Source organism: Caulobacter sp. FV1ye13L, from assembly GCF_058681155.1.
The window spans coordinates 2,554,541-2,572,509 of sequence record NZ_CM178732.1; the positions used below are offsets into that span (position 1 = coordinate 2,554,541).

Annotated in this window: 20 protein-coding genes; 10 read left to right on the plus strand and 10 right to left on the minus strand. The window is 66.8% G+C overall.

Annotated elements, in window-relative coordinates; translation table 11 throughout:
- Positions 1–53: 53 nt before the first annotated feature.
- Genes ACW176_RS12295 through ACW176_RS12305 form a run of 3 tightly spaced genes read right to left on the minus strand, consistent with a single transcriptional unit; the run spans position 54 to position 3,031 of the window.
- Positions 54–1,058 (minus strand): HlyD family secretion protein, encoded by a 1,005-nt coding sequence (locus ACW176_RS12295; protein ID WP_492109333.1) that lies wholly within the window; start codon positions 1,056–1,058, stop codon positions 54–56.
- Positions 1,059–1,076: 18 nt separating this feature from the next.
- A complete protein-coding gene (locus tag ACW176_RS12300) occupies positions 1,077–1,826 on the minus strand; it encodes an ABC transporter ATP-binding protein (RefSeq protein WP_419317615.1) in 750 nt (249 codons plus the stop codon).
- Positions 1,823–3,031, minus strand: a complete 1,209-nt coding sequence (locus tag ACW176_RS12305) for an ABC transporter permease (RefSeq protein ID WP_492109334.1) — start codon at positions 3,029–3,031, stop codon at positions 1,823–1,825. The genes ACW176_RS12300 and ACW176_RS12305 overlap by 4 nt, the downstream gene beginning before the upstream one ends.
- Positions 3,032–3,332: 301 nt before the next feature.
- Between ACW176_RS12305 and ACW176_RS12310 the strand changes: the two genes are divergently transcribed.
- From ACW176_RS12310 to ACW176_RS12325, 4 genes are all read left to right on the plus strand, one after another.
- Entirely contained in the window at positions 3,333–4,172 is an 840-nt protein-coding gene (locus ACW176_RS12310) for an EF-hand domain-containing protein (protein WP_492109335.1), read from the plus strand.
- Between the two features lie 210 nt (positions 4,173–4,382).
- Positions 4,383–5,663, plus strand: coding sequence for a NupC/NupG family nucleoside CNT transporter (locus ACW176_RS12315; protein WP_419317612.1), 1,281 nt, complete (start codon positions 4,383–4,385; stop codon positions 5,661–5,663).
- A gap of 60 nt (positions 5,664–5,723) precedes the next feature.
- A complete protein-coding gene (locus tag ACW176_RS12320) occupies positions 5,724–6,104 on the plus strand; it encodes a bleomycin resistance protein (RefSeq protein WP_492057746.1) in 381 nt (126 codons plus the stop codon).
- Positions 6,105–6,169: 65 nt separating this feature from the next.
- Positions 6,170–6,787, plus strand: coding sequence for a glutathione S-transferase family protein (locus ACW176_RS12325; RefSeq protein ID WP_492109336.1), 618 nt, complete (start codon positions 6,170–6,172; stop codon positions 6,785–6,787).
- Positions 6,788–6,921: 134 nt separating this feature from the next.
- Here ACW176_RS12325 and ACW176_RS12330 read toward each other — a convergent pair whose 3' ends face one another.
- On the minus strand, positions 6,922–7,374 hold the full coding sequence (locus ACW176_RS12330; RefSeq protein ID WP_492109337.1) for a PaaI family thioesterase: 453 nt from the start codon (positions 7,372–7,374) through the stop codon (positions 6,922–6,924).
- Between the two features lie 101 nt (positions 7,375–7,475).
- On the opposite strand from ACW176_RS12330, the gene ACW176_RS12335 reads away from it, so the two are divergent.
- The 6 genes from ACW176_RS12335 to ACW176_RS12360 all read left to right on the plus strand — a co-directional run bounded on the left by ACW176_RS12335 (position 7,476) and on the right by ACW176_RS12360 (position 11,853).
- Positions 7,476–7,778, plus strand: coding sequence for a DUF3253 domain-containing protein (locus ACW176_RS12335; protein WP_492109338.1), 303 nt, complete (start codon positions 7,476–7,478; stop codon positions 7,776–7,778).
- 72 nt (positions 7,779–7,850) lie between these two features.
- Positions 7,851–8,483: a glutathione S-transferase family protein gene (locus tag ACW176_RS12340; RefSeq protein WP_492109339.1), complete on the plus strand. Its 633-nt coding sequence runs from the start codon at positions 7,851–7,853 to the stop codon at positions 8,481–8,483.
- 168 nt (positions 8,484–8,651) lie between these two features.
- Positions 8,652–9,233 carry a uracil-DNA glycosylase family protein gene (locus ACW176_RS12345; RefSeq protein WP_492109340.1) on the plus strand — a complete coding sequence of 194 codons (582 nt, stop codon included), beginning with the start codon at positions 8,652–8,654 and terminating at the stop codon, positions 9,231–9,233.
- Positions 9,230–10,285 carry an alpha/beta hydrolase gene (locus ACW176_RS12350; RefSeq protein ID WP_492109341.1) on the plus strand — a complete coding sequence of 352 codons (1,056 nt, stop codon included), beginning with the start codon at positions 9,230–9,232 and terminating at the stop codon, positions 10,283–10,285. The genes ACW176_RS12345 and ACW176_RS12350 overlap by 4 nt, the downstream gene beginning before the upstream one ends.
- A gap of 59 nt (positions 10,286–10,344) precedes the next feature.
- On the plus strand, positions 10,345–11,406 hold the full coding sequence (locus ACW176_RS12355; RefSeq protein WP_492109342.1) for a Leu/Phe/Val dehydrogenase: 1,062 nt from the start codon (positions 10,345–10,347) through the stop codon (positions 11,404–11,406).
- Positions 11,407–11,556: 150 nt separating this feature from the next.
- On the plus strand, positions 11,557–11,853 hold the full coding sequence (locus ACW176_RS12360; RefSeq protein WP_492057740.1) for a UvrB/UvrC motif-containing protein: 297 nt from the start codon (positions 11,557–11,559) through the stop codon (positions 11,851–11,853).
- Here ACW176_RS12360 and ACW176_RS12365 read toward each other — a convergent pair.
- The 6 genes from ACW176_RS12365 to ACW176_RS12390 form a co-directional block, all read right to left on the minus strand.
- The gene (locus ACW176_RS12365) at positions 11,850–12,716 is read right to left on the minus strand and encodes a hypothetical protein (RefSeq protein ID WP_492109343.1); all 867 of its coding nucleotides are present in this window, start codon (positions 12,714–12,716) and stop codon (positions 11,850–11,852) included. The two genes, ACW176_RS12360 and ACW176_RS12365, sit on opposite strands and share 4 nt — an antisense overlap.
- Before the next feature lie 103 nt (positions 12,717–12,819).
- Positions 12,820–13,935: a hypothetical protein gene (locus tag ACW176_RS12370; protein WP_492109344.1), complete on the minus strand. Its 1,116-nt coding sequence runs from the start codon at positions 13,933–13,935 to the stop codon at positions 12,820–12,822.
- 88 nt (positions 13,936–14,023) lie between these two features.
- Positions 14,024–14,170, minus strand: coding sequence for a hypothetical protein (locus ACW176_RS12375; RefSeq protein ID WP_419254835.1), 147 nt, complete (start codon positions 14,168–14,170; stop codon positions 14,024–14,026).
- 31 nt (positions 14,171–14,201) lie between these two features.
- A complete protein-coding gene (locus ACW176_RS12380) occupies positions 14,202–15,080 on the minus strand; it encodes a transglutaminase family protein (protein WP_492109345.1) in 879 nt (292 codons plus the stop codon).
- A gap of 62 nt (positions 15,081–15,142) precedes the next feature.
- Complete coding sequence (locus ACW176_RS12385) at positions 15,143–15,826, minus strand: TetR/AcrR family transcriptional regulator (protein WP_419317598.1); 684 nt, start codon at positions 15,824–15,826, stop codon at positions 15,143–15,145.
- A 963-nt stretch (positions 15,827–16,789) separates the two neighbouring features.
- Complete coding sequence (locus ACW176_RS12390; RefSeq protein ID WP_492109346.1) at positions 16,790–17,968, minus strand: vWA domain-containing protein; 1,179 nt, start codon at positions 17,966–17,968, stop codon at positions 16,790–16,792.
- Position 17,969: the final 1 nt, after the last annotated feature.

Sequence of the window (17,969 nt, forward strand, 5' to 3'; positions counted from 1 at the left end):
AAACGCCGGGCGGAGAACCGCCCGGCGCTTCGTGGTCTCTGGAAGCGGGTTGGCTAGCTCGGCTTGGTCATGCCGCCGCCGACGGGGGCGGTCGGCTTGTTGCGCTTCACGCCGGCCTTCTTGCCGGGCTTCATGAACTTGACCAGCACGCGTTGGCCGACCAGCAGCGGGGCGCCGTCGGCGCTGACCACCACCTCGACCACGCGCTCGTCGCTGCGCTGGCTGGGATCGTCGGAGGCCAGCTTGCGGGCCCCGAACACGGCGGCGCGACGCAGGACCTTGCCGATATAGACCTTGTCGGGATCGCCCTCGGGCTGGATCTCGACCTCTTGGCCGTTGGCCACATTGGGGATGTCGGCCTCGACGATCTCGGCGCGGACGATGCGCTGGGTGTCGGGCTCGAGGTCGAACATGTTGGACACGTTCAGGGTCGAGGCGCCGGCGCCGGGATTGGCGTAGCGGCGGGCGATGCGGCCGTTCATCGGCGCGCGGATCACCGTGAGTTCCAGGTTGTACTGGGCCTCGTTCTTGCGGGCGACGGCGGTGGCGACCTGGGCCTGCTGGGCGGCCAGGGTGGCGCGGGCGTTGGCGATGGCGTCTGACGCCGCATCGACGCGCGTGCCGGCCACGAAGTTGCTGGCGGTCAGCTTGCTGAGACGCGCATGCTCGCGCTGGGCGGTGGTCAGCTGGACGCGGGTGGCGTTCATCATGGCGCGCGCCTGGTCGACTTCGGCGCTGGCGCGTTCGACGGACAGGCGGCCCTCGTCGCTCTGCTGGCGGGCCAGGATCTGGTCTTTCACGACCACGTCGCCTTCCTGGACATAGACGGCCTCGACCACGCCGCCGCGACGGGCGGCGACCTGGATGATGCCGCCCTCGACATCGGCCTTGCCGTTGGCGATGGCCGCATAGGGGCTGGGCTCTTCCTGGGCCGCAGCCACCTCGAGCTTCTTCTTTTTCTCGGCCGCCTGGCCCTTCATGTAGAAGAACCCGCCGCCGCCAGCGGCGAGCACGACGATGACGATCCAGAACATTGGGCGGCGCAAAAAGCCGAACATATCAGTTTCCCCCAGAAATCAGTGGCTGAGCGGACCGGGATTGGCGTCGGGCGTTCTACGCACGTCGTCCAGGATCCGGCCGTCTTCGATGTGGATGACGCGGTCGGCATAGGCCTCCAACCGCGGGTCGTGGGTAACGCAGATCACCGCCGCGCCGCGCTCGGTCGCCGCAGCGCGCAGGAGCTTGATGACGGTTTCGCCGCTCTTGCCGTCGAGGGCCGAGGTCGGCTCGTCGGCGAAGATCAGGTTGGGGTTCTTGGCCAGGGCGCGGGCGATGGCCACCCGCTGCTTCTCGCCGCCCGACAGTTCCGAAGGCCGCTGATTGACGCGCGGGCCAAGGCCCACCGACTCCAGCGCCGCCTGGGCGCGGCGCGAGGCCTCGCCGGGGCCCACGTTCTGGTACTTCAGAACGGTCATGACCTGCTGCTTGGCGGTGAGGGCCGGGAACAGGTTGAAGCCCTGGAAGATGAAGCCGCAGTGGTCGAGGCGGAACTTGTCGATCTTGCCGGCCGACAGCGACCAGAGGTCATTGGCCTCCAGCGCGGTGACCTTGCCCTCGTCGGGCTTGAGCAGACCGGACAGGGCGGCCACGAGGGTCGACTTGCCCGAGCCCGAGGGGCCCATGACCATGGTCACGTCGCCATGCTTGGCGTCGAAGTCCACGCCCTTGAGGACCTCGATGAAGGTCCGGCCGGTCTTGAACCGCTTGACCAGGCCCTGGGCCGAGAGGGCGCTCTGGCCGCGCAGGTGGCTGTGATCGTTGCTCATCGCAGCAGGTCCGCGGGTTGGCTGTTCTTCAGGATGCCCAGCGACAGGAAGCCGGAGAGCATGGCGATCAACACGAGGAAGACCGCGACGGTGATGATCAGGCTGGGCGGGAAGTACATCGGCACACCGCCGGCGCTGGCCAGCAGGGTGACCAGCCAGGTCAGCAGACCGGCGGCCCCGACCCCGACGATGCCGACCCAGAAGGACAGCTCCATGACGATGTTGCGCAGGTCGCCCATCGACACGCCCAGGGCGCGCAGGGAGGCGAACTCCTTGATATTGGCCATGATCGCGCCGCGCAGGGTCTGCCAGGTGATGGCGACGCCGATCAGCAGGCCCAGGAAGGCCGAGAAGCCGAGCATGATGCCGATGATCTGGTCGTCCAGCATGGCGCTGGAATTGGCGTCGGCCAGTTCCTGACGGGTCCAGGCGCGGAACTTGCCGTCGGCCTTCTTGTTCAGCTGGGCCGCCACGATCTCGGCGCGGGCCGGGTCGCGGATCTGCACCATCAGGGGACCGACCCGCTGGCCGGTGTCCGCCTCGCCCAGCATCCGCAGGGTGTCGCGCGACATCACCAGGGTGGGCTGGATGATGTTGGGATAGCCGGTGGTGACCACGGCGATATTGATGGTCTTGCCGTTATAGATCGCCTTGTCGCCCTTCTTGACGCCCAGGCGCTTCAGGGCGGTCTGGTCGACGGCCACGGCATAGGGCTGGCGCAGGGCCTCGACCATCGACTGGGTGTAGTCGGTCGGCACGGTCACATAGCCGGGGATGGCGTCGATCACGGTGACGTTGACGAACTCGGTCTTGCGACCGCCGCCTTCGCCTCCGGCCGGCTTGCCGCCCTTGGCGGCGGCCTTGGTGCGGGCGTCAATCTTGGCCTGCTCCTCGGGGGTCAGGATGTTCTGGAACCGGCCGCCGGACCCGTCGAGGGGCGCGACCTGGGTCACTTCCGGGTGGCTGTAGACCAGCGGAATCATGCGGCGCGGCAGGCCCGAGGGACCGCCGAACAGCGCCTTGGCGCCGGGGCCCAGCACCATGATGTCGGCGCGCGCCCGGTCGATCTGGGCGGTGAAGCCCTTGCCGATGCCGACGAACATGCCGACCTGGGCCAGCACCAGAAGGCCCGAGAACGCCAGGGCGACCACGGCCGCCATGTATCGACGCCACTCGTAAAGCAAAGTGGCCAAGGCCAGCGACATGCGAAAAATGCTCCCCCAATCAAGGGTTGCAGCAATGACCGGCGTTCATCCAGCGGCCAAGTTAAATCGGGGTAAGGCGGAGCATCCGGCGGCGTGGCGGGGGCGCCGGGGTTTCAGCGGTGCAGCTTTCCTCGATGTTTCCAGCCGGTAACATGCTGAAATATGGAATGTTTTTCGCTGGTCATTGCGTGCGCCGGCTTACTCGGCGCGGGCGCTCCGCTCTTTGGGGTCGGGCGCTGCAATCTGAAAGGAGAGCGCAATGACCGTCTCAAGTGTCGGTTCCTCATCGCTGGCGCAGCAAATGCGGCAGCTTCAACAGTCGATGTTCACCACGGCGGACGCCGATTCCGACGGCGCGCTGTCGCTGACCGAGTTCCAGTCGATTGGGCAGAAAGTGCAGGGCGGCGGCGATCGCCCCCCTGCGCCGCCCATGGGCGGGCAGGGCGGCCCCGGCGGAAATTTCAGCGGCGACACACTGCGCTCGCTGATGTCGGTGCAGATGCTGGGCTCGGACGCCGGTTCGATCCTCGGCAACGGTGACACCGACGCCGACGGCCTGATGTCGGCCGACGAGATTTCCACCGCCCTGGCCGCCAATGCGCCGGAACAGGCCAAGGGCCTGGGCCTGGAAGGCAAGATGGCCGAGGACATGATCACCGCGCTCGATTCCGACGCCGACGGCGCCCTGTCGTCCGACGAGATCGCCTCGGGCCTGTCCTCTGCGCAGTCGGCCCTGCAGGGCATGGGCGGTCCGCCGCCGGGTGGTCCGCCGCCGTCTGAGGCCGCCGGCCAGAGCGCCTCGGCGTCGTCTGGGGCCAGCGGTTCCAGCACGACCTATGACACCCGCGACACCAACGAGGATGGAACCGTCTCGGCCAGCGAGCTGCTGGCCTCTCTGGACACCGATGAAGACGGATCGCTGTCGACATCCGAGTTCGACGTGTTGATGGACGCCCTCAGCGCGGTTCAGGACTCGAGCGGCAGCGCCCTCGCGGGCGCCGCGAGCAATGGCGGCGGGTCAGGCGCCGGCGACTCCCGGCCCAGTGTGGCTTCAGACCTGATGCAGAAGCTGCTGGCGCAGTTGAACACCGCGATGACATCCAGTTCGGCGTCCGCCGGCTCTGTCAGCGCCACGGCCTGAAGTCATCCCTTTCCTCCGGTCCTTCCGGCGATACAGCCTATCGTCGGGAGGGTCGGGGGCGGGGGAGATCCTGCCGTCCTGACGGCACAAGTCCCTTCCTGCGGCGCAAGGCGCGCAAGCCGCTTGCCTCTAACGGTAAACTTGGTGTCAATCTCGGCCCTTGGCCGACGTCGCGGGGGCGTCGCCTAGTTCAAAGGTTCTTCTGTCTTGATGTTTCGTCCCGAGAACGTTCAAGCCCTCGCGGGTCTGGCGCTCACCCTCGCCCTTTGCTGGCTGGTCTCCGAGAATCGCAAGCGTTTCCCCTGGGTGCTGGCCATCGGCGCCATCGTCGTCCAGGTCGGCCTCGTGCTGCTGCTGTTCGGACTTCCCCAGGCCCAGACGCTGCTGCGCGGCGTCAATGGCGCGGTCGAGGGCCTGTCGGCCTCGACCCAGGCCGGCACCATGTTCATCTTCGGCTTCCTGGCGGGCGGCGATCAGCCCTATCCGGTCAGCAATCCGGGCCTGGGCTTCATCTTCGCCTTCCGCGTCCTGCCGGTGATCCTGGTGGTCTGCGCCCTGTCGGCGCTGCTCTGGCACTGGAAGATTCTCAAATGGGCGGCGCAGGGCTTTGGCTTTGTGTTCCAGAAGACCCTGGGCCTGCGCGGCCCGCCGGCCCTGGCCACCGCCGCCACCATCTTCATGGGCCAGATCGAAGGCCCGATCTTCATCCGCGCCTATCTCGACAAGCTGTCGCGGTCTGAACTGTTCATGCTGATCGCGGTCGGCATGGCCTGCGTCAGCGGCTCGACCATGGTGGCCTATGTGACCATCCTGGCCGATGTCCTGCCCAACGCCGCCGCCCACGTGCTGACCGCCTCGATCATCTCGGCCCCGGCCGGCGTGCTGCTGGCCCGGATCATCGTGCCGGCCGATCCGATGGAAAAGGTCTCCAGCCTGGACCTCAACATCGACGACAAGACCTATGGCAGCTCGATCGACGCCGTCATGAAGGGCACGACCGACGGCCTGCAGATCGCCCTGAACATCGGCGCCACCCTGATCGTCTTCGTGGCCCTGGCCACCATGGTCGACAAGGGTCTGGCCGCCCTGCCGGACGTCGGCGGCCAGCCGCTGAGCATCGCCCGCGGCCTGGGCGTGGTCTTCGCGCCCCTGGCCTGGTCGATGGGCATCCCCTGGAAGGAAGCCGGCACCGCCGGCGGCCTGCTGGGCGTCAAGCTGATCCTCACCGAGTTCACGGCCTTCATCCAGATGTCCCAGACGGGCGCCGCCCTGCTGGACGAGCGCACCCGGATGATCATGACCTACGCCCTGTGCGGCTTTGCCAATATCGGCTCGGTCGGCATGAACGTGGCCGGCTTCAGCGTGCTGGTGCCCGAGCGCCGGCAGGAAGTGCTGGGCCTGGTCTGGAAGGCGATGATGGCCGGCTTCCTGGCCACCTGCCTGACCGGTTCCCTGATCGGCCTGATGCCGCGCGAGCTGTTCGGGCTCTGATGCTATGAGTGTCCAGGCGCTTTCCAGCGTCTGGACACGACCGCCATGGAGGGAGCGACCTTGTCGAACTTCATCCAGATCACGCCGTTCATGCACGTGCCCGAGCTTGAGCCGGCGCTGACGTTCTTCAACGACATCCTCGGATTCAAGACCCTCTTCCGTGAGGGTGACTACGCCTATGTCGAGCGGGAAGGGGCGGGCGTCCGCATCCTGGCCGGGCAGGGCGAGGACGGCGCGCCGCCGGGCAACCGCCGCTTCTGCTACTATGTCGACGTCCGCGACGTGGACGCCCTGTACGATGAGTTGAAGCCGCGCCTCGACACCCTGCCGCCCCGCGACGTCCACGGTCCGGCGGACAAGCCCTACGGCCAGCGCGAACTGCTGGTCGTCGCGCCGGACGGCAACCTGATCGCGTTCGGCCAGGCGATCACCGGGGTCTAGCGACCGCCTCTTTCCTTCCCCCACGAAACCCGCTCATCCTCCTGTCAAAACGGGAGGATCTCACCATGAAGCTCTATGACAGCCGCCGCGCCCCCAATCCGCGTCGCGTGCGCTGGTTCATGGCCGAGAAGGGCATCGAGGACGTCGAGATCGTCGACATCGACATCTTCGGCGGCCAGCATCGAACGCCCGACTATCTCGCCAAGGCGGGCCTGCCCAATGTGCCGGCGCTTGAGATCGACGAGCACACGACGATCACCGAGTCGGTGGCCATCTGCCGCTATCTGGAAAGCGTTTATCCCGAGCCGAACCTGTTCGGGCGCGATCCGCTTGAGACCGCGATCATCGAGATGTGGACGCGCCGCGCGGAGATGCTGCTCTCGACCCCGCTGATGATGGCCGTGCGGCATGGCCATCCCGCCCTGGCGGCCATTGAAACTCAGGTGCCCGAAATCGCCGAGACCAACCGCAAGGCCGCCGAGCGGGCGCTGAAGGTGTTCGACCGCCGCCTGGCCGAGAGCGAATTCATCGCCGCCGATCGGGTGACCATCGCCGACATCCTGGCGGTCACGGGGATCGATTTTGCCCGGATGGTCAAGTTCCGGCCGGACGCCGAGCTGGTCAATGTCGGGCGGTGGCTTGAGCAGATGATGCAGAGGCCGGCGGCCAAGGCTGGGGTTTAGCGGGTCAAGGTAGATCCTCCCCCTCTGGGGGAGGTGGCCCAGAGGGCCGGAGGGGGCTAGCTCGGCTCAGGCCCCATTAGCCCCCTCAGTCGCTCCGCGACAGCTCCCCCTGAGGGGGAGCAGCTACCCAGTACCTACCGCGACCGGATCTTCTTGATCACGCCGGAAAAGTTCAGCATCGGCGAACTGCCCGTCGAGACCAGCCCGCGCACGAACAGCAGCGAGCCGCCGGCCTTGGTCACTTCGCCGGTCGCCGTCACTAGGTCGCCCGGCCGGGCCGGGCCCATGAACTCGCCGTTCAGGCTGACGGTCACGGCGTGCTGGCCGGCCAGCGCCCGCCACGAGATCGCGAACAGCGAAAAGTCGGCGAAGGTCAGCATGCAGCCGCCGTGCATGAAGCCGCCGCCGTTCATGTGGCGGGTCTCGGCCTTGAAGGCGGTGGTCACCAGGCCGGTCTCATCTTCCCTGAAATAGAAGGGTCCGGACTGGTCCTCGAACGGATCCAGACCCGACCAGGTGCGCCAGCCGGCCCACTCGCCGCTCTCGACCAGTCGCGGCCCGCCGGGCGCGTCATTGCCGCCATCCATGTGCTCGTCCCCTCAAATCAACCGGCCTGAGCTAGAGCCGTGTCGAAAGACGCGCAAGCCGTCCCTCGCGTAAGGCGGCGATCCGTGGCATGGAGCGGCCCATGACGACCCCGATCCAAGAGACCATCCTTTCCCAGCTGGCAGGCCTGCCGGAGGGAAAGTCCATCGACCCCATGAGCGTCGCCAAGGCGGTGCAGCCCGAGCGCTGGCAGCAGATCCTGGGCCATGTGCGCAACAACGCCATCGAACTGGCGCGCGCCGGAACCATCGTGATCCTGCGCCACAACAAGCCGGTCGATCCCGAGAAATTCCGCGGCGTCTATCGCCTGCGCACCCGGCTGCCGGGCGATCCGACCAGCTTCGAGACCGTCGCTCCGGATGACGACGCGGACGACGATATCTGATCCCTGTCGACTAAGTCTTGAAACGAAACTCAATCGATGAACTATGAGCCCCAACACTAGGGGAGTTTACCGATGCTGATTCACGGCTCGTCGCTGTCGCCGTTCGTGCGCAAGACCATGGCCTTCGCCACCGAGAAGGGCCTGACCTTCGAAAACAAGGTCGCCCGGCCCGGCTCGCCCGATCCCGAGTTTCTGGAGATCAGCCCGTTCAAGAAGATTCCGGGCTTTCAGGACGGTGACTTCCGGATCTCCGACTCCAGCGCCATCGTCACCTATCTGGAGGCGGCCTATCCCGAGCCCAACCTGATCCCGCTTGAGCCCAGGGCGCGCGCCCGGACGATCTGGTTCGAGGAGTTCGCCGACAGCATCTTCGTCGGTGCGGCCGGCAAGATCTTTTTCAACCTGGTGGTCGGCCCTCGGTTCATGGGTGTCGAAGCTGATCTGGCGGCGGTCGAAAAGGCCACGACCGAAGAGATGCCGCCGGTGATGGACTATCTGGAGAAGATCGCTCCCGAGAGCGGCTTCCTGATCGAGGACCGCCTGACCCTGGCCGACATCGCCGTGGCCAGCCCCTTCGCCAACCTGATGCATGCGGGCTTTGACTTCGCCAAGTGGCCCAAGGCCAAGGCCTGGGCCGACGGCATCCTGGCCCGACCGTCGTTCGAAACGGTGATCGCCAAGGAACGGGGCTTCCTGGGCGGCTGATCCTACGGTTGTCATCCCGCCCCGGCCTTGAGCCGGGGGCGTAACGCGCTAAGCCGGGACCGCCGGAAGCTGAGAGCTTATCGCGGTCCCGGGTCTTCGCTGCGCTACGCCCGGGACGACGGTGCTTCGGCGCTTGGAAAACCGCTGCCCATCCCCAAGTCCACAGCCATGCTCGACGCGCTTCTCTCCGACATCGCCGCCTGCCGGGCCTGCGCGCCCTATCTGCCGCACACGCCCCGGCCTGTGACGCGGGTGCGCGAGGAGACCCGCATCCTGATCGCCGGCCAGGCGCCGGGACGGCTGGTCCACGAGACCGGCCTGCCGTTCAACGACCCGTCCGGCGTGCGCCTGCGCCAGTGGATGGGGATCGATCGCGAGACCTTCTATGGCCGGCCCGAGATCGGTGTCGCGGCCATGGCCTTCTGCTTTCCGGGGACCAATCCCAAGGGTGGCGACTATCCGCCGCCGCCGCGCTGCGCGGCGATGTGGCGGCCGCAGTTGCTGGAGCAACTTCCGAACGTCGAACTGACCCTGCTGGTCGGCAGCTATTCCCAGGCCTGGGCGCTGGGCGACCGGGTGGGCAAGACCATGACCGACACCGTCGCCGCCTGGCGGACCTTCGGCCCCAAGGTCCTGCCCATGCCGCATCCGTCGTGGCGCAACACCGCCTGGCTCAAGCGCAATCCGTGGTTCGAGAACGAGGTCACGCCCTATCTTCGCCAGCGCGTGGCGGGCATTCTGGGGGCATGAACCGCCGTAGCCTGATCCTCACCGCGTCCGCCGCCGCCCTGAGCGGCTGCGCGCCCCTGACCCAGAGGCTGGACCTGGGGCCGCTGGGCTTTCGCGGGCCGCGCTTGGAGGGCGAGGATTTCGTCAGTTTCGACGGCGCGCGGCTGGGCCTGAGGACTTGGCTACCGACCGGAGAACCGGAGTGGGTGATCGTCGGCCTGCACGGCATGAACGACTATTCCAACGCCTATCACCTGGCCGCCGACGGGTGGGCCGGGCAGGGGATCGCCACCTACGCCTTCGATGTGCGTGGCTTTGGCCGCTCGCCCGAGCGCGGCGTCTGGGCGCCGGTCGGGATCGTCATCGAGGATGTGCGCACCTGCGTGGCCTTGGTCCGCGAGCGGCATCCGGGCGCCAGGATCGCCCTGGCCGGGATCAGCATGGGCGGGGCGCTGGCCATCACCGCCATGACCGATCCCGATCCGCCCGTCGTGGATCGCCTGCTGCTGTTCGCCCCCGCCGTCTGGGGCTGGTCCGAACAGCCCATGCCCAATCGCGCCAGCCTGTGGGTCACCGCCCACATGGTCGGCGGATGGGTGGTCGAGCCGCCCGACTGGCTGGTGCGCAAGGTGATGCCCAGCGACAATCTCGACGAGCTGCGGCGCATGGGCAAAGACCCGCTGATGATCTGGGGCGCGCGGTCCGACACCGTCTATGGCCTGGTCGGCCTGATGGAGAAGGCCTGGCGCTCGACCGACAGGATCACGGTTCCGACGGCCTGGTTCTATGGGGTCAATGACAAGATCATCCCCAAGGCGCCGACGGCCGAGGCGGCGGCCAGACTGAAGCCTTCCGACCGCACGGCCTGCTACGAAAAGGGCTGGCATCTGCTGCTGGTCGACCGGCAGGCCCCGACCGTCTGGCGTGATGCGGTCAGCTTCCTGAACGACCCCGCCGCGCCCTGGCCCTCGGGCGCGCCGCCGATCCCGGACAGCGTCAAGGTCATGGAGGCCATGGCGCCCAAGCCCTTCAAGGGCGCCGCCAAGTCTTCGGGCAAGTCTTCGGGGTTGTGAGCGCGCGCCGGGGAGCGTACACCCCGGCGCATTCTTCTGTCTGAGGCGAGACCTGCGGCATGACCTTGTTCGATTCCCCCGATTTCGAGGGACATGAAGGCGTCCACGCCTTCTTCGACGAAAAAACCGGTCTGAAGTCTATCATCGCCATCCATTCCACCGCCCGGGGCCCCGCCGCCGGCGGCTGCCGGATGTGGGACTACACCAGCAGCCAGGCCGCCCTGACCGACGCCCTGCGCCTGTCGCGCGGCATGTCGTACAAGAACGCCATGGCCGACCTCGACTTCGGCGGCGGCAAGGCCGTGATCCTCGGCGACAGCCGCAGCCAGAAGACTCCCGAACTGTTCGAAGCCTTCGGCCGCGCGGTCGACAGCCTGAACGGCCGGTACTGGACCGCCGAGGATGTCGGGGTCTCGCCGTCCGATCTGGAGAGCACCCGCAAGACCACCCGCTATGTCGCCGGCCTGGAAGGCCATGCGGCCGCCTCGGGCGATCCGTCGCCGGTCACCGCCGAGGGCGTGTTCCGCGGCGTGCGGCTGTGCGTCGAGAAGGCCTTGCAGCGCGACCTGACGGGCGTGCGCGTCGCGATCCAGGGCGTCGGCCATGTCGGCGCCTATCTGGCCGAAAAGCTGCACGCGGCCGGCGCGGTGCTGATCATCGCCGACGTCAACCAGACGGCCCTGCAAGAGGTGGCCGCCAAGACCGGCGCTACCATCGTACCGACCGACGCCATCTTCGACGTCGAGGCCGACGTCTTCGCCCCCTGCGCCCTGGGCGGCGCGATCTCGGCCGCGACCCTGCCGCGCCTGAAGGTCAAGGTGATCGCCGGCGGCGCCAACAACCAGCTGGCCGACGCCATGATCGGCCAGACGGTGTTTGACCGCGGCATCCTCTACGCCCCCGACTATGTCATCAACGGCGGCGGCATCATCAATGTGGCCGCCGAGATCCGCGCCCTCGAGGCCAATGGGTCGTTCGACGGCCAGTGGGTGGCGACCAAGCTGGACCGCCTGGCCCAGACCCTGGGCGAGGTCATCGACCAGTCGATCGCCGAAAAGCGCCCCGCCAACCTGGTGGCCGACGAAATCGCCCGGGCCCGCATCGCAGCGGCGCGGGCCTAGAGCATTTTCCGTCCTGACTGCGTCAGTCCGGAGCTCTAGATCTTTGTTTTGGCGCATTTTCTTCACGCGAACCGGGATCCACTTCGCTCGAAAACGCTCTAGCCTTTTCGCCGCGTCGCGCGTTCCATGTTGGAAATCATGGAGCCTGCCATGTCCAACACCCATCTCGACGATCTGAAACAACAGATGGAAGCCGCCGTCGCCGCTCAGGATTTCGAGACGGCGGGCAAGTTGCGCGACCAGATCGAGGACCTGCGGCGGGGTAACCTCGTGCGCGGTGTCGAGGACGCGCCCCAGGCCTCGTACTTCCAGCGACAGGTTCCGGGAAGGATGGGCCTGGGCACGGACCAGCAGGTCTATGCGCCGCCCGAGGGCTGGGTCCCGCCGAAAAAGCCCGATCCGATGACCGCCGGCCACTCGCGCGGCGCACGTCGCCGCAAGACCTAGCGCTTGGGCTTGATCGACAGGGTCACGCCATAGACCATGTCGCGGTCTGAATAGGCTTGGGCCTGCAGCTTGCGACGGGTGGCGCTGAGCGACAGTTGCTTGCCGCCCTTGCGCCAGCCTACGCCGAGCTGATGGGTGCCAAAGCGCGTCAAACGGTCCTGCGACCAGCCGGAGCCGCGCCATCCTTCGACAGAACTGCGGATCATGTTCCAGCTCAGGGCCTGGCCCGAACTGGCGGCGAACAGCACCCAACGGCCCCTTCGTGGATCCTGGGCCACGCCGCTCATCTTGCCCATCAGGGCCGAGGCGTTGACCGACAGGCGCTGGGTTGTCGAAGGCGCGTCGAGCGAGCCGAAGGGCTGGATGTCGATATCCTCGACCTTGACCACCGGAATGCGGCGTGTCGAAGCGCGGACAAGGCCCAAGGCTGACGGCTGCGTTTCGGCGACGGTCACGGCGGTCGGCGCAGAGCGCTTGCGGGGCTCTGCGAGAGTCTGGATCGCGGGCGGGGTCTTGGCTCCGGCGCCGGCTTCGATCGCGGGCTGGGTCTGGGCGACCAGCAAGGGCTTGGGAGCGGGGACAGAAGCTGGGCCGCCGGCCAGGGGCGCGACCGCTCCGGCCAGATCGACGGGCGAGGGGGCAAGGGTTGAGGCGGGCGCGGCGGGCGCGCCGCGTGGCGCATCGCCATAGCGGGCGGTGGCGATCGGAGCGTCCGGATCGATGGCGGCGGCGTCGCCGCCGGCCAGGGTCAGGGTTGCGTCATAGGGCGCCGGCGCATGGGTCGACAGGGCAGTGGCGGTCGTAGCGACAACCCCCAGCCCGGCCGCAACCAGCGCGCCCCTTATGATGACCCCAACCCGCATCGATCCGAACGTTCCCTCGCGCTCGCGTCCCCCAGCGTGCCGTTAACGGTATGCTGAACAGTGTGACGCCTGTACAGGCCCTACACACCGACGAAATGTGAAATTAGGTTCGCGCCCGCTTTTCTGGCGCCCCAGGGGGCGTTTTGCCGGGCGGCCGAGGCTTGTCGTCGGCGGGCCCGTCGCCATCACCGCCGTCCTCACCAGGCTTGCGGCGCGCTTCGAAGAAGAAGTTGGCGCGCTCGGACAGCCATGCGGCGACCCGGTCGGAGAACATGCCCGCCAGGACACCCACGCCCGCAAAGGTCATGACATTGGCGTCGCCCTCCAGCGAGGAGGCGTCGCCCAGCAGCACAGCACCACTGCCCAGGATGATGTAGACGCAGACCGCGACCATGCCGCCCAGCCCGATGCGCGCCTCGAAACCCTCGCCCTTGGTCAGGCCCAGCTGATTCTCGGGATAGACGATCAGGATCTGGGCGATCAGCAGCGCCCCGAAGGCGCCCGACATGAAGGCCAGCAGGATCTGCAGGGTGGCCGGCGGAAAGCCCTCGAACAGCCCGCCCGCCGCCATCCAGGAGCCGCGCAGAAGATCGAAGTCGCCGAACTTTCGGCCCACCTGCAGGGCCCACTGCCCCTGCTTGTCGGCCTCGTCGAGGGCTTCCTTGGAGCGGTCGACACTGTTCCTGGCCTCGTAGAAGGCCGTATCGGCGCGCGAGGCGTTCTCCATCACCTGCTTGAAGTTGGGTGAGCGCGCGACCAGCGAGTCCCATATCTTCTGGTCGCGGGGCCTGAGCTCGCAGCTCTGAACCGTCTCCCAGTCCTGGAGCTTGCTGGCGTTGGGGCTGAACTCGCACAGGGCCTGGGCCCTCAGGCGGTCGCGAAAGCTGAAAAAGGCGTCGGACTCGCTCGAGATCGCCGGCTCAAGGCCGATCCTCAGGGACCGGGCCTTCTCCATCGCCTTGCGTTCGGCGTCGTGCTCGCGCCAGGCCTGGTCGCGGGCCTTTTTCAGCTCGGCGGATTTCTTGTAGGCCAGATAGGCCTGGCTATAGGTGACGGGCTTGCCGTCTTCGTTGGCCACATCCTTCAGCCCGGCCGAGATCGACTGCTGGGCCGAGGCCGTCATCAGGGTGGCGAGGAACGCATAGACGACGAGGATCGACAGCAGGACGCGCGCCAGGCCGATCGCGAAAACGACCCTTGGATCTCTGGTCTCGCCCATGCTTGCGCGCCCCCAAGCGAATTTCATCCCAGGGTAGTAAGCGCGACGGCAGGCGGATTGTCAAAACCTCGAAGAACGCCGTTCGCCGTCAGTGGCCCGGTCTGGGCTCGAATGTCCGTCGTTCCTTGAGCTTCAAGGCTTCCTCATCAGGCTTGCGGCCATGCTGGGCCTTGGGCTCGGACTTGGGCACGCTGTAATTGGTCATGGGGTCTTGGTGCTGGAACCCATTGGTCATGGCTCTCACTCCCGATCGACCGCTCATTTTATCACGCGGGCTCGAAAACGGTGTCGACCAAGGCGACATCCACGGAGACGTGAAGTCGAGCCTCGCCGGGGTCGCCCAGAATGGCTCCTGAGACGGGCAGGGCCTGGGCCGGGGTGCGGGTGGTGGCCACGCGGATAAGGTCCGGCGACTCGGCCAGGCCATTGGTGGGGTCGAACTCCACCCAGCCGAGGTCGGGCAGGAACAGCTCGCACCAGGCATGGGTCGCGCCCGCGCCGCGCACGGCCCCGGCGCTGGGCGAATAGAGGTAGCCGGTGGCGAACAGCGCCGCATAGCCCAGCCGGCGCATGCCCTCGACCATCAGCCAGGCCAGGTCTCGGCAGGCGCCCTTGCCGCTGGCCAGGGTCTCCAGCGGGCTCTGGACGCCCTGCTCGTAGCGGGTGGTGTAGTCGAACTGCTGATGGATGACCGAATTGACCCGCAGCAGGAAATCCAGCGCCGGCTCGTCCAGGCGTCCGCGCAGGCCGCGCAGCCACTTGAGAAGTATGGCGTCGGGATCGTCGGTGACCTGCGCCATGAACGGGGCCAGGGTGGCGCGGTCTTCGCGGTCATAGACGATCGGCGTCAGGGTATGGGGATTGTCGATCCGCAGCGGCGACAGCGGGGCGGGGAAACGATCGATAATCAGTTCACTGATGATGCTCAGCGAGATCGACTCTCCGCGCGGGTTGAACAGGCACACGCAGTTGCCGTTGGCGTCATAGGTCCAGCGGGTGGGGCCGGGCGGGGTGACATAGAGCGAGGCCTCGACGATGCGCAGGGCATGGCTGTCGCGCGGGCGGATCAGCAGCCGGTGCGTGCCGAAACGGACCGGGTGATCATAGTCATACCGCGTCTCGTGCAGGATTCTGAGTCTCGCCATTGCCGAGCCTAACCCCGGCCGGGTCGCTTCGTTCCGTCAGGCGGCGCCAGATCGCGCAGGTATCAGGCCGCGAAGCCCGCCTCGGCGAAGGCCAGCATCCGCGCCAGCAGGGCCTCCACGTCGCCCTCGCTGGTGGCGCCTTCCGACAGCACGTTCAGGCGATCGAACTCGGCGAAGCGGTTGTTGTGCAGCATGCCCAGGGTGAAGTGCAGGCGCCAGTAGACGTCTTCCGGCGACAGGGTAGGGCGGGCCGCCAGCAGGGCGTCGGAGAAGCGGCGCAGATGCGAGACGTCGGTCTTCAGGATCTGGCGGATCTGGTCGGTGCCCTCGCTGCGGGCGCGGATCAGGAACTGCAGCGAGATGCGGCGCTCGTGGTCGGGGGCCAGCCAGCGCAGGGGCGGGGTCAGCAGCGCAGCCAGCACCTCGCGCACGGGCGGCTTGCCGGCGTTGCGGTCATTGGCCTCGTGCAGCATGCGGGCGCGTTCGCGGTTCAGTTCCGTCGTGCGGCGGCGGAAAATCTCGAACAGCAGGGCGTCCTTGGAGCCGAAATGATAGTTCACTGAGGCCAGGTTGACGCCAGCGGCTGCGGTGATGTCGCGCACCGACACGTTCTGGAAGCCATGCAGCGCAAACAACCGCTCGGCGGCGACGAACACCAGATTCTTGGTCGCGGCTTCGGTCTCGGCGGCCTCGGCCACCCCTTCAGTCAGAAGCGGCGAGACGGCGGCGTCGGTGGTCGGACTCACTACAATTCCCCTTTACCCGTGGGGAAGTCTTACGGGCGTTTGAATTTGGCGCAAGCGTCAAGATCGGCCGAAGGCTGATGAAGTACGGGCGGCACCGCTTGTTTGGCGCGGCTGTGCGCGGCGGACTTCGCGTTCTGGGAGAGACCCGGAGTTCGGGGACAAACTGCGCGCCATCCCCGGATGGGCACGAGGATCAAAGCTCCAGGTCGTCCCCCTGAAGAGGGAGCATCACGAGCCGCCCCATACAGTCCCCGTCATCCCGGGACGTGTTTCCGGGACCCATCGTTCCGTTGCACCGTAAGGGGTCTATGATCCACGGACCGTGCGGCCGACCCATGGGTCTTGGGAACACGTCCCGGGATGACGGGCGTTGTTGAGCGTCACGCTCTTGCGCAGGCGCCACGGGCGCCCAGACAATCGACGCAGCCCCCTTAAAACCTGCCGTATTCTGTATTCACCTCGTCGCGAGGAAAGGGCGCAAGGCCAGCGACCATTGCGGCGGCGGGGGGTGATCGAGCGGGACTGGGCTTCAGGGGGATACTGAAGCGTGTCCGGGGCTCCTGGCGTTGCAGGACCCGCCCGCCGTCGGCGTGGATGGGGATCAAGGCGAGTGTTGGTCAGAATTGGCCCCACGCCCCCCGACCTTCGGGACTTCGGGAAACCGAAGCTTCCGGGTCCCGGTAAGGCCCCAACTGGGCCACCCGCTGGGACGCTGACGGATAACGACCACGCGGAGCGGACGGCTTCGTCGAAACGGTATTTTCTACTCACTCATCCGGACGTCGTCCGGACGCTCCGCGACCCTTTCCATCAACTCGGCGGTTTCCGCGCGAGGTCGCGAAACTGTAGCTGCTCCCCCTCTGGGGGAGCTGTCGCGGAGCGACTGAGGGGGCTAGCTGGAAATCGGCCGTGCTGGCCCCCTCCGGCCCTCCGGGCCACCTCCCCCGGAGGGGGAGGATCAGCCTACCCCCGCACCAGTTCCCGCATCGCCTTGTCCAGGCCCTCGATCGTCAGGGGGAACATCCGGTCGTTCATCAGGGTCTTCATCACCCCGATCGACTGGGTGTAGTCCCAATGCCGCTCGGGCGTCGGGTTGAGCCAGACGCAGCTCTGATAGATGTCGGCCACGCGCTCCATCCAGATCGCGCCGGGCTCTTCGTTCCAGTGTTCGACACTGCCGCCCGGATAGGTGATTTCATAGGGGCTCATCGTCGCGTCGCCGATGAAGATCACCTTGTAATCGCTGGGGAACTTGTGGAGCACATCCCAGGTCGGGATCTTCTCCACCTGCCGGCGGCGATTGTCCTTCCACACGGCCTCGTAGAGGCAGTTGTGGAAATAGTAGAATTCCAGGTTCTTGAACTCGGTCTTGGCGGCGCTGAACAGCTCCTCGCAGAGCTTGATATGGCCGTCCATCGAGCCGCCGATGTCGAAGAACAGCAGCACCTTGATCTTGTTGCGCCGCTCGGGGCGCAGCTGGATGTCCAGATAGCCCTTTTCCGCCGTGCCGCGGATGGTGCCGTTCAGGTCCAGCTCCTCGGCGGCGCCTTCGCGGGCGAACTTGCGCAGGCGGCGCAGGGCCACCTTGATGTTGCGGGTGCCCAGTTCGACCGAGTCATCGAGGTTCTTGTATTCGCGCTTGTCCCAGACCTTCACGGCCTTGCCGTGGCGGCTCTTGTCCTGGCCGATGCGGACGCCTTCGGGATTGTAGCCGTTGGCGCCAAACGGACTCGTTCCCCCGGTGCCGATCATCTTATTGCCGCCCTCGTGGCGCTTTTTCTGTTCCTTGAGGCGCTCCTGCAGCATCTCCATCAGCTTCTCGAAGCCGCCCATGGCCTCGATCGCCGCCTTTTCCTCGTCGGTCAGGAACTTCTCGGTCAGGGCCTTGAGCCACTCTTCCGGGATGTCGGCGGCAAGGCCGTCACTGACGGTCTCCAGGCCCTTGAAGACGTGGCTGAACACCCGGTCGAACTTGTCGAGGTTCTTCTCGTCCTTCACCAGGCTGGCGCGGGACAGGAAATAGAAGTCCTCGACCGAACGGTCGATGACGTCCTTGTCCAGGGCCTCCATGAGCATCAGGTACTCGCGCAAGGACACCGGCACCTTGGCCTGGCGGAGCTCGGAGAAGAAGCGAAGGAACATC

Coding starts and splice junctions, on each gene's coding strand:
- ACW176_RS12295 (WP_492109333.1), bottom strand. CDS start 1,058: ATGTTCGGCTTTTTGCGCCGCCCAATGTTCTGGATCGTCATCGTCGTG.
- ACW176_RS12300 (WP_419317615.1), bottom strand. CDS start 1,826: ATGAGCAACGATCACAGCCACCTGCGCGGCCAGAGCGCCCTCTCGGCC.
- ACW176_RS12305 (WP_492109334.1), bottom strand. CDS start 3,031: ATGTCGCTGGCCTTGGCCACTTTGCTTTACGAGTGGCGTCGATACATG.
- ACW176_RS12310 (WP_492109335.1), top strand. CDS start 3,333: ATGCGGCAGCTTCAACAGTCGATGTTCACCACGGCGGACGCCGATTCC.
- ACW176_RS12315 (WP_419317612.1), top strand. CDS start 4,383: ATGTTTCGTCCCGAGAACGTTCAAGCCCTCGCGGGTCTGGCGCTCACC.
- ACW176_RS12325 (WP_492109336.1), top strand. CDS start 6,170: ATGAAGCTCTATGACAGCCGCCGCGCCCCCAATCCGCGTCGCGTGCGC.
- ACW176_RS12330 (WP_492109337.1), bottom strand. CDS start 7,374: ATGGATGGCGGCAATGACGCGCCCGGCGGGCCGCGACTGGTCGAGAGC.
- ACW176_RS12335 (WP_492109338.1), top strand. CDS start 7,476: ATGACGACCCCGATCCAAGAGACCATCCTTTCCCAGCTGGCAGGCCTG.
- ACW176_RS12340 (WP_492109339.1), top strand. CDS start 7,851: ATGCTGATTCACGGCTCGTCGCTGTCGCCGTTCGTGCGCAAGACCATG.
- ACW176_RS12345 (WP_492109340.1), top strand. CDS start 8,652: ATGCTCGACGCGCTTCTCTCCGACATCGCCGCCTGCCGGGCCTGCGCG.
- ACW176_RS12350 (WP_492109341.1), top strand. CDS start 9,230: ATGAACCGCCGTAGCCTGATCCTCACCGCGTCCGCCGCCGCCCTGAGC.
- ACW176_RS12355 (WP_492109342.1), top strand. CDS start 10,345: ATGACCTTGTTCGATTCCCCCGATTTCGAGGGACATGAAGGCGTCCAC.
- ACW176_RS12360 (WP_492057740.1), top strand. CDS start 11,557: ATGTCCAACACCCATCTCGACGATCTGAAACAACAGATGGAAGCCGCC.
- ACW176_RS12365 (WP_492109343.1), bottom strand. CDS start 12,716: ATGCGGGTTGGGGTCATCATAAGGGGCGCGCTGGTTGCGGCCGGGCTG.
- ACW176_RS12370 (WP_492109344.1), bottom strand. CDS start 13,935: ATGGGCGAGACCAGAGATCCAAGGGTCGTTTTCGCGATCGGCCTGGCG.
- ACW176_RS12375 (WP_419254835.1), bottom strand. CDS start 14,170: ATGACCAATGGGTTCCAGCACCAAGACCCCATGACCAATTACAGCGTG.
- ACW176_RS12380 (WP_492109345.1), bottom strand. CDS start 15,080: ATGGCGAGACTCAGAATCCTGCACGAGACGCGGTATGACTATGATCAC.
- ACW176_RS12390 (WP_492109346.1), bottom strand. CDS start 17,968: ATGTTCCTTCGCTTCTTCTCCGAGCTCCGCCAGGCCAAGGTGCCGGTG.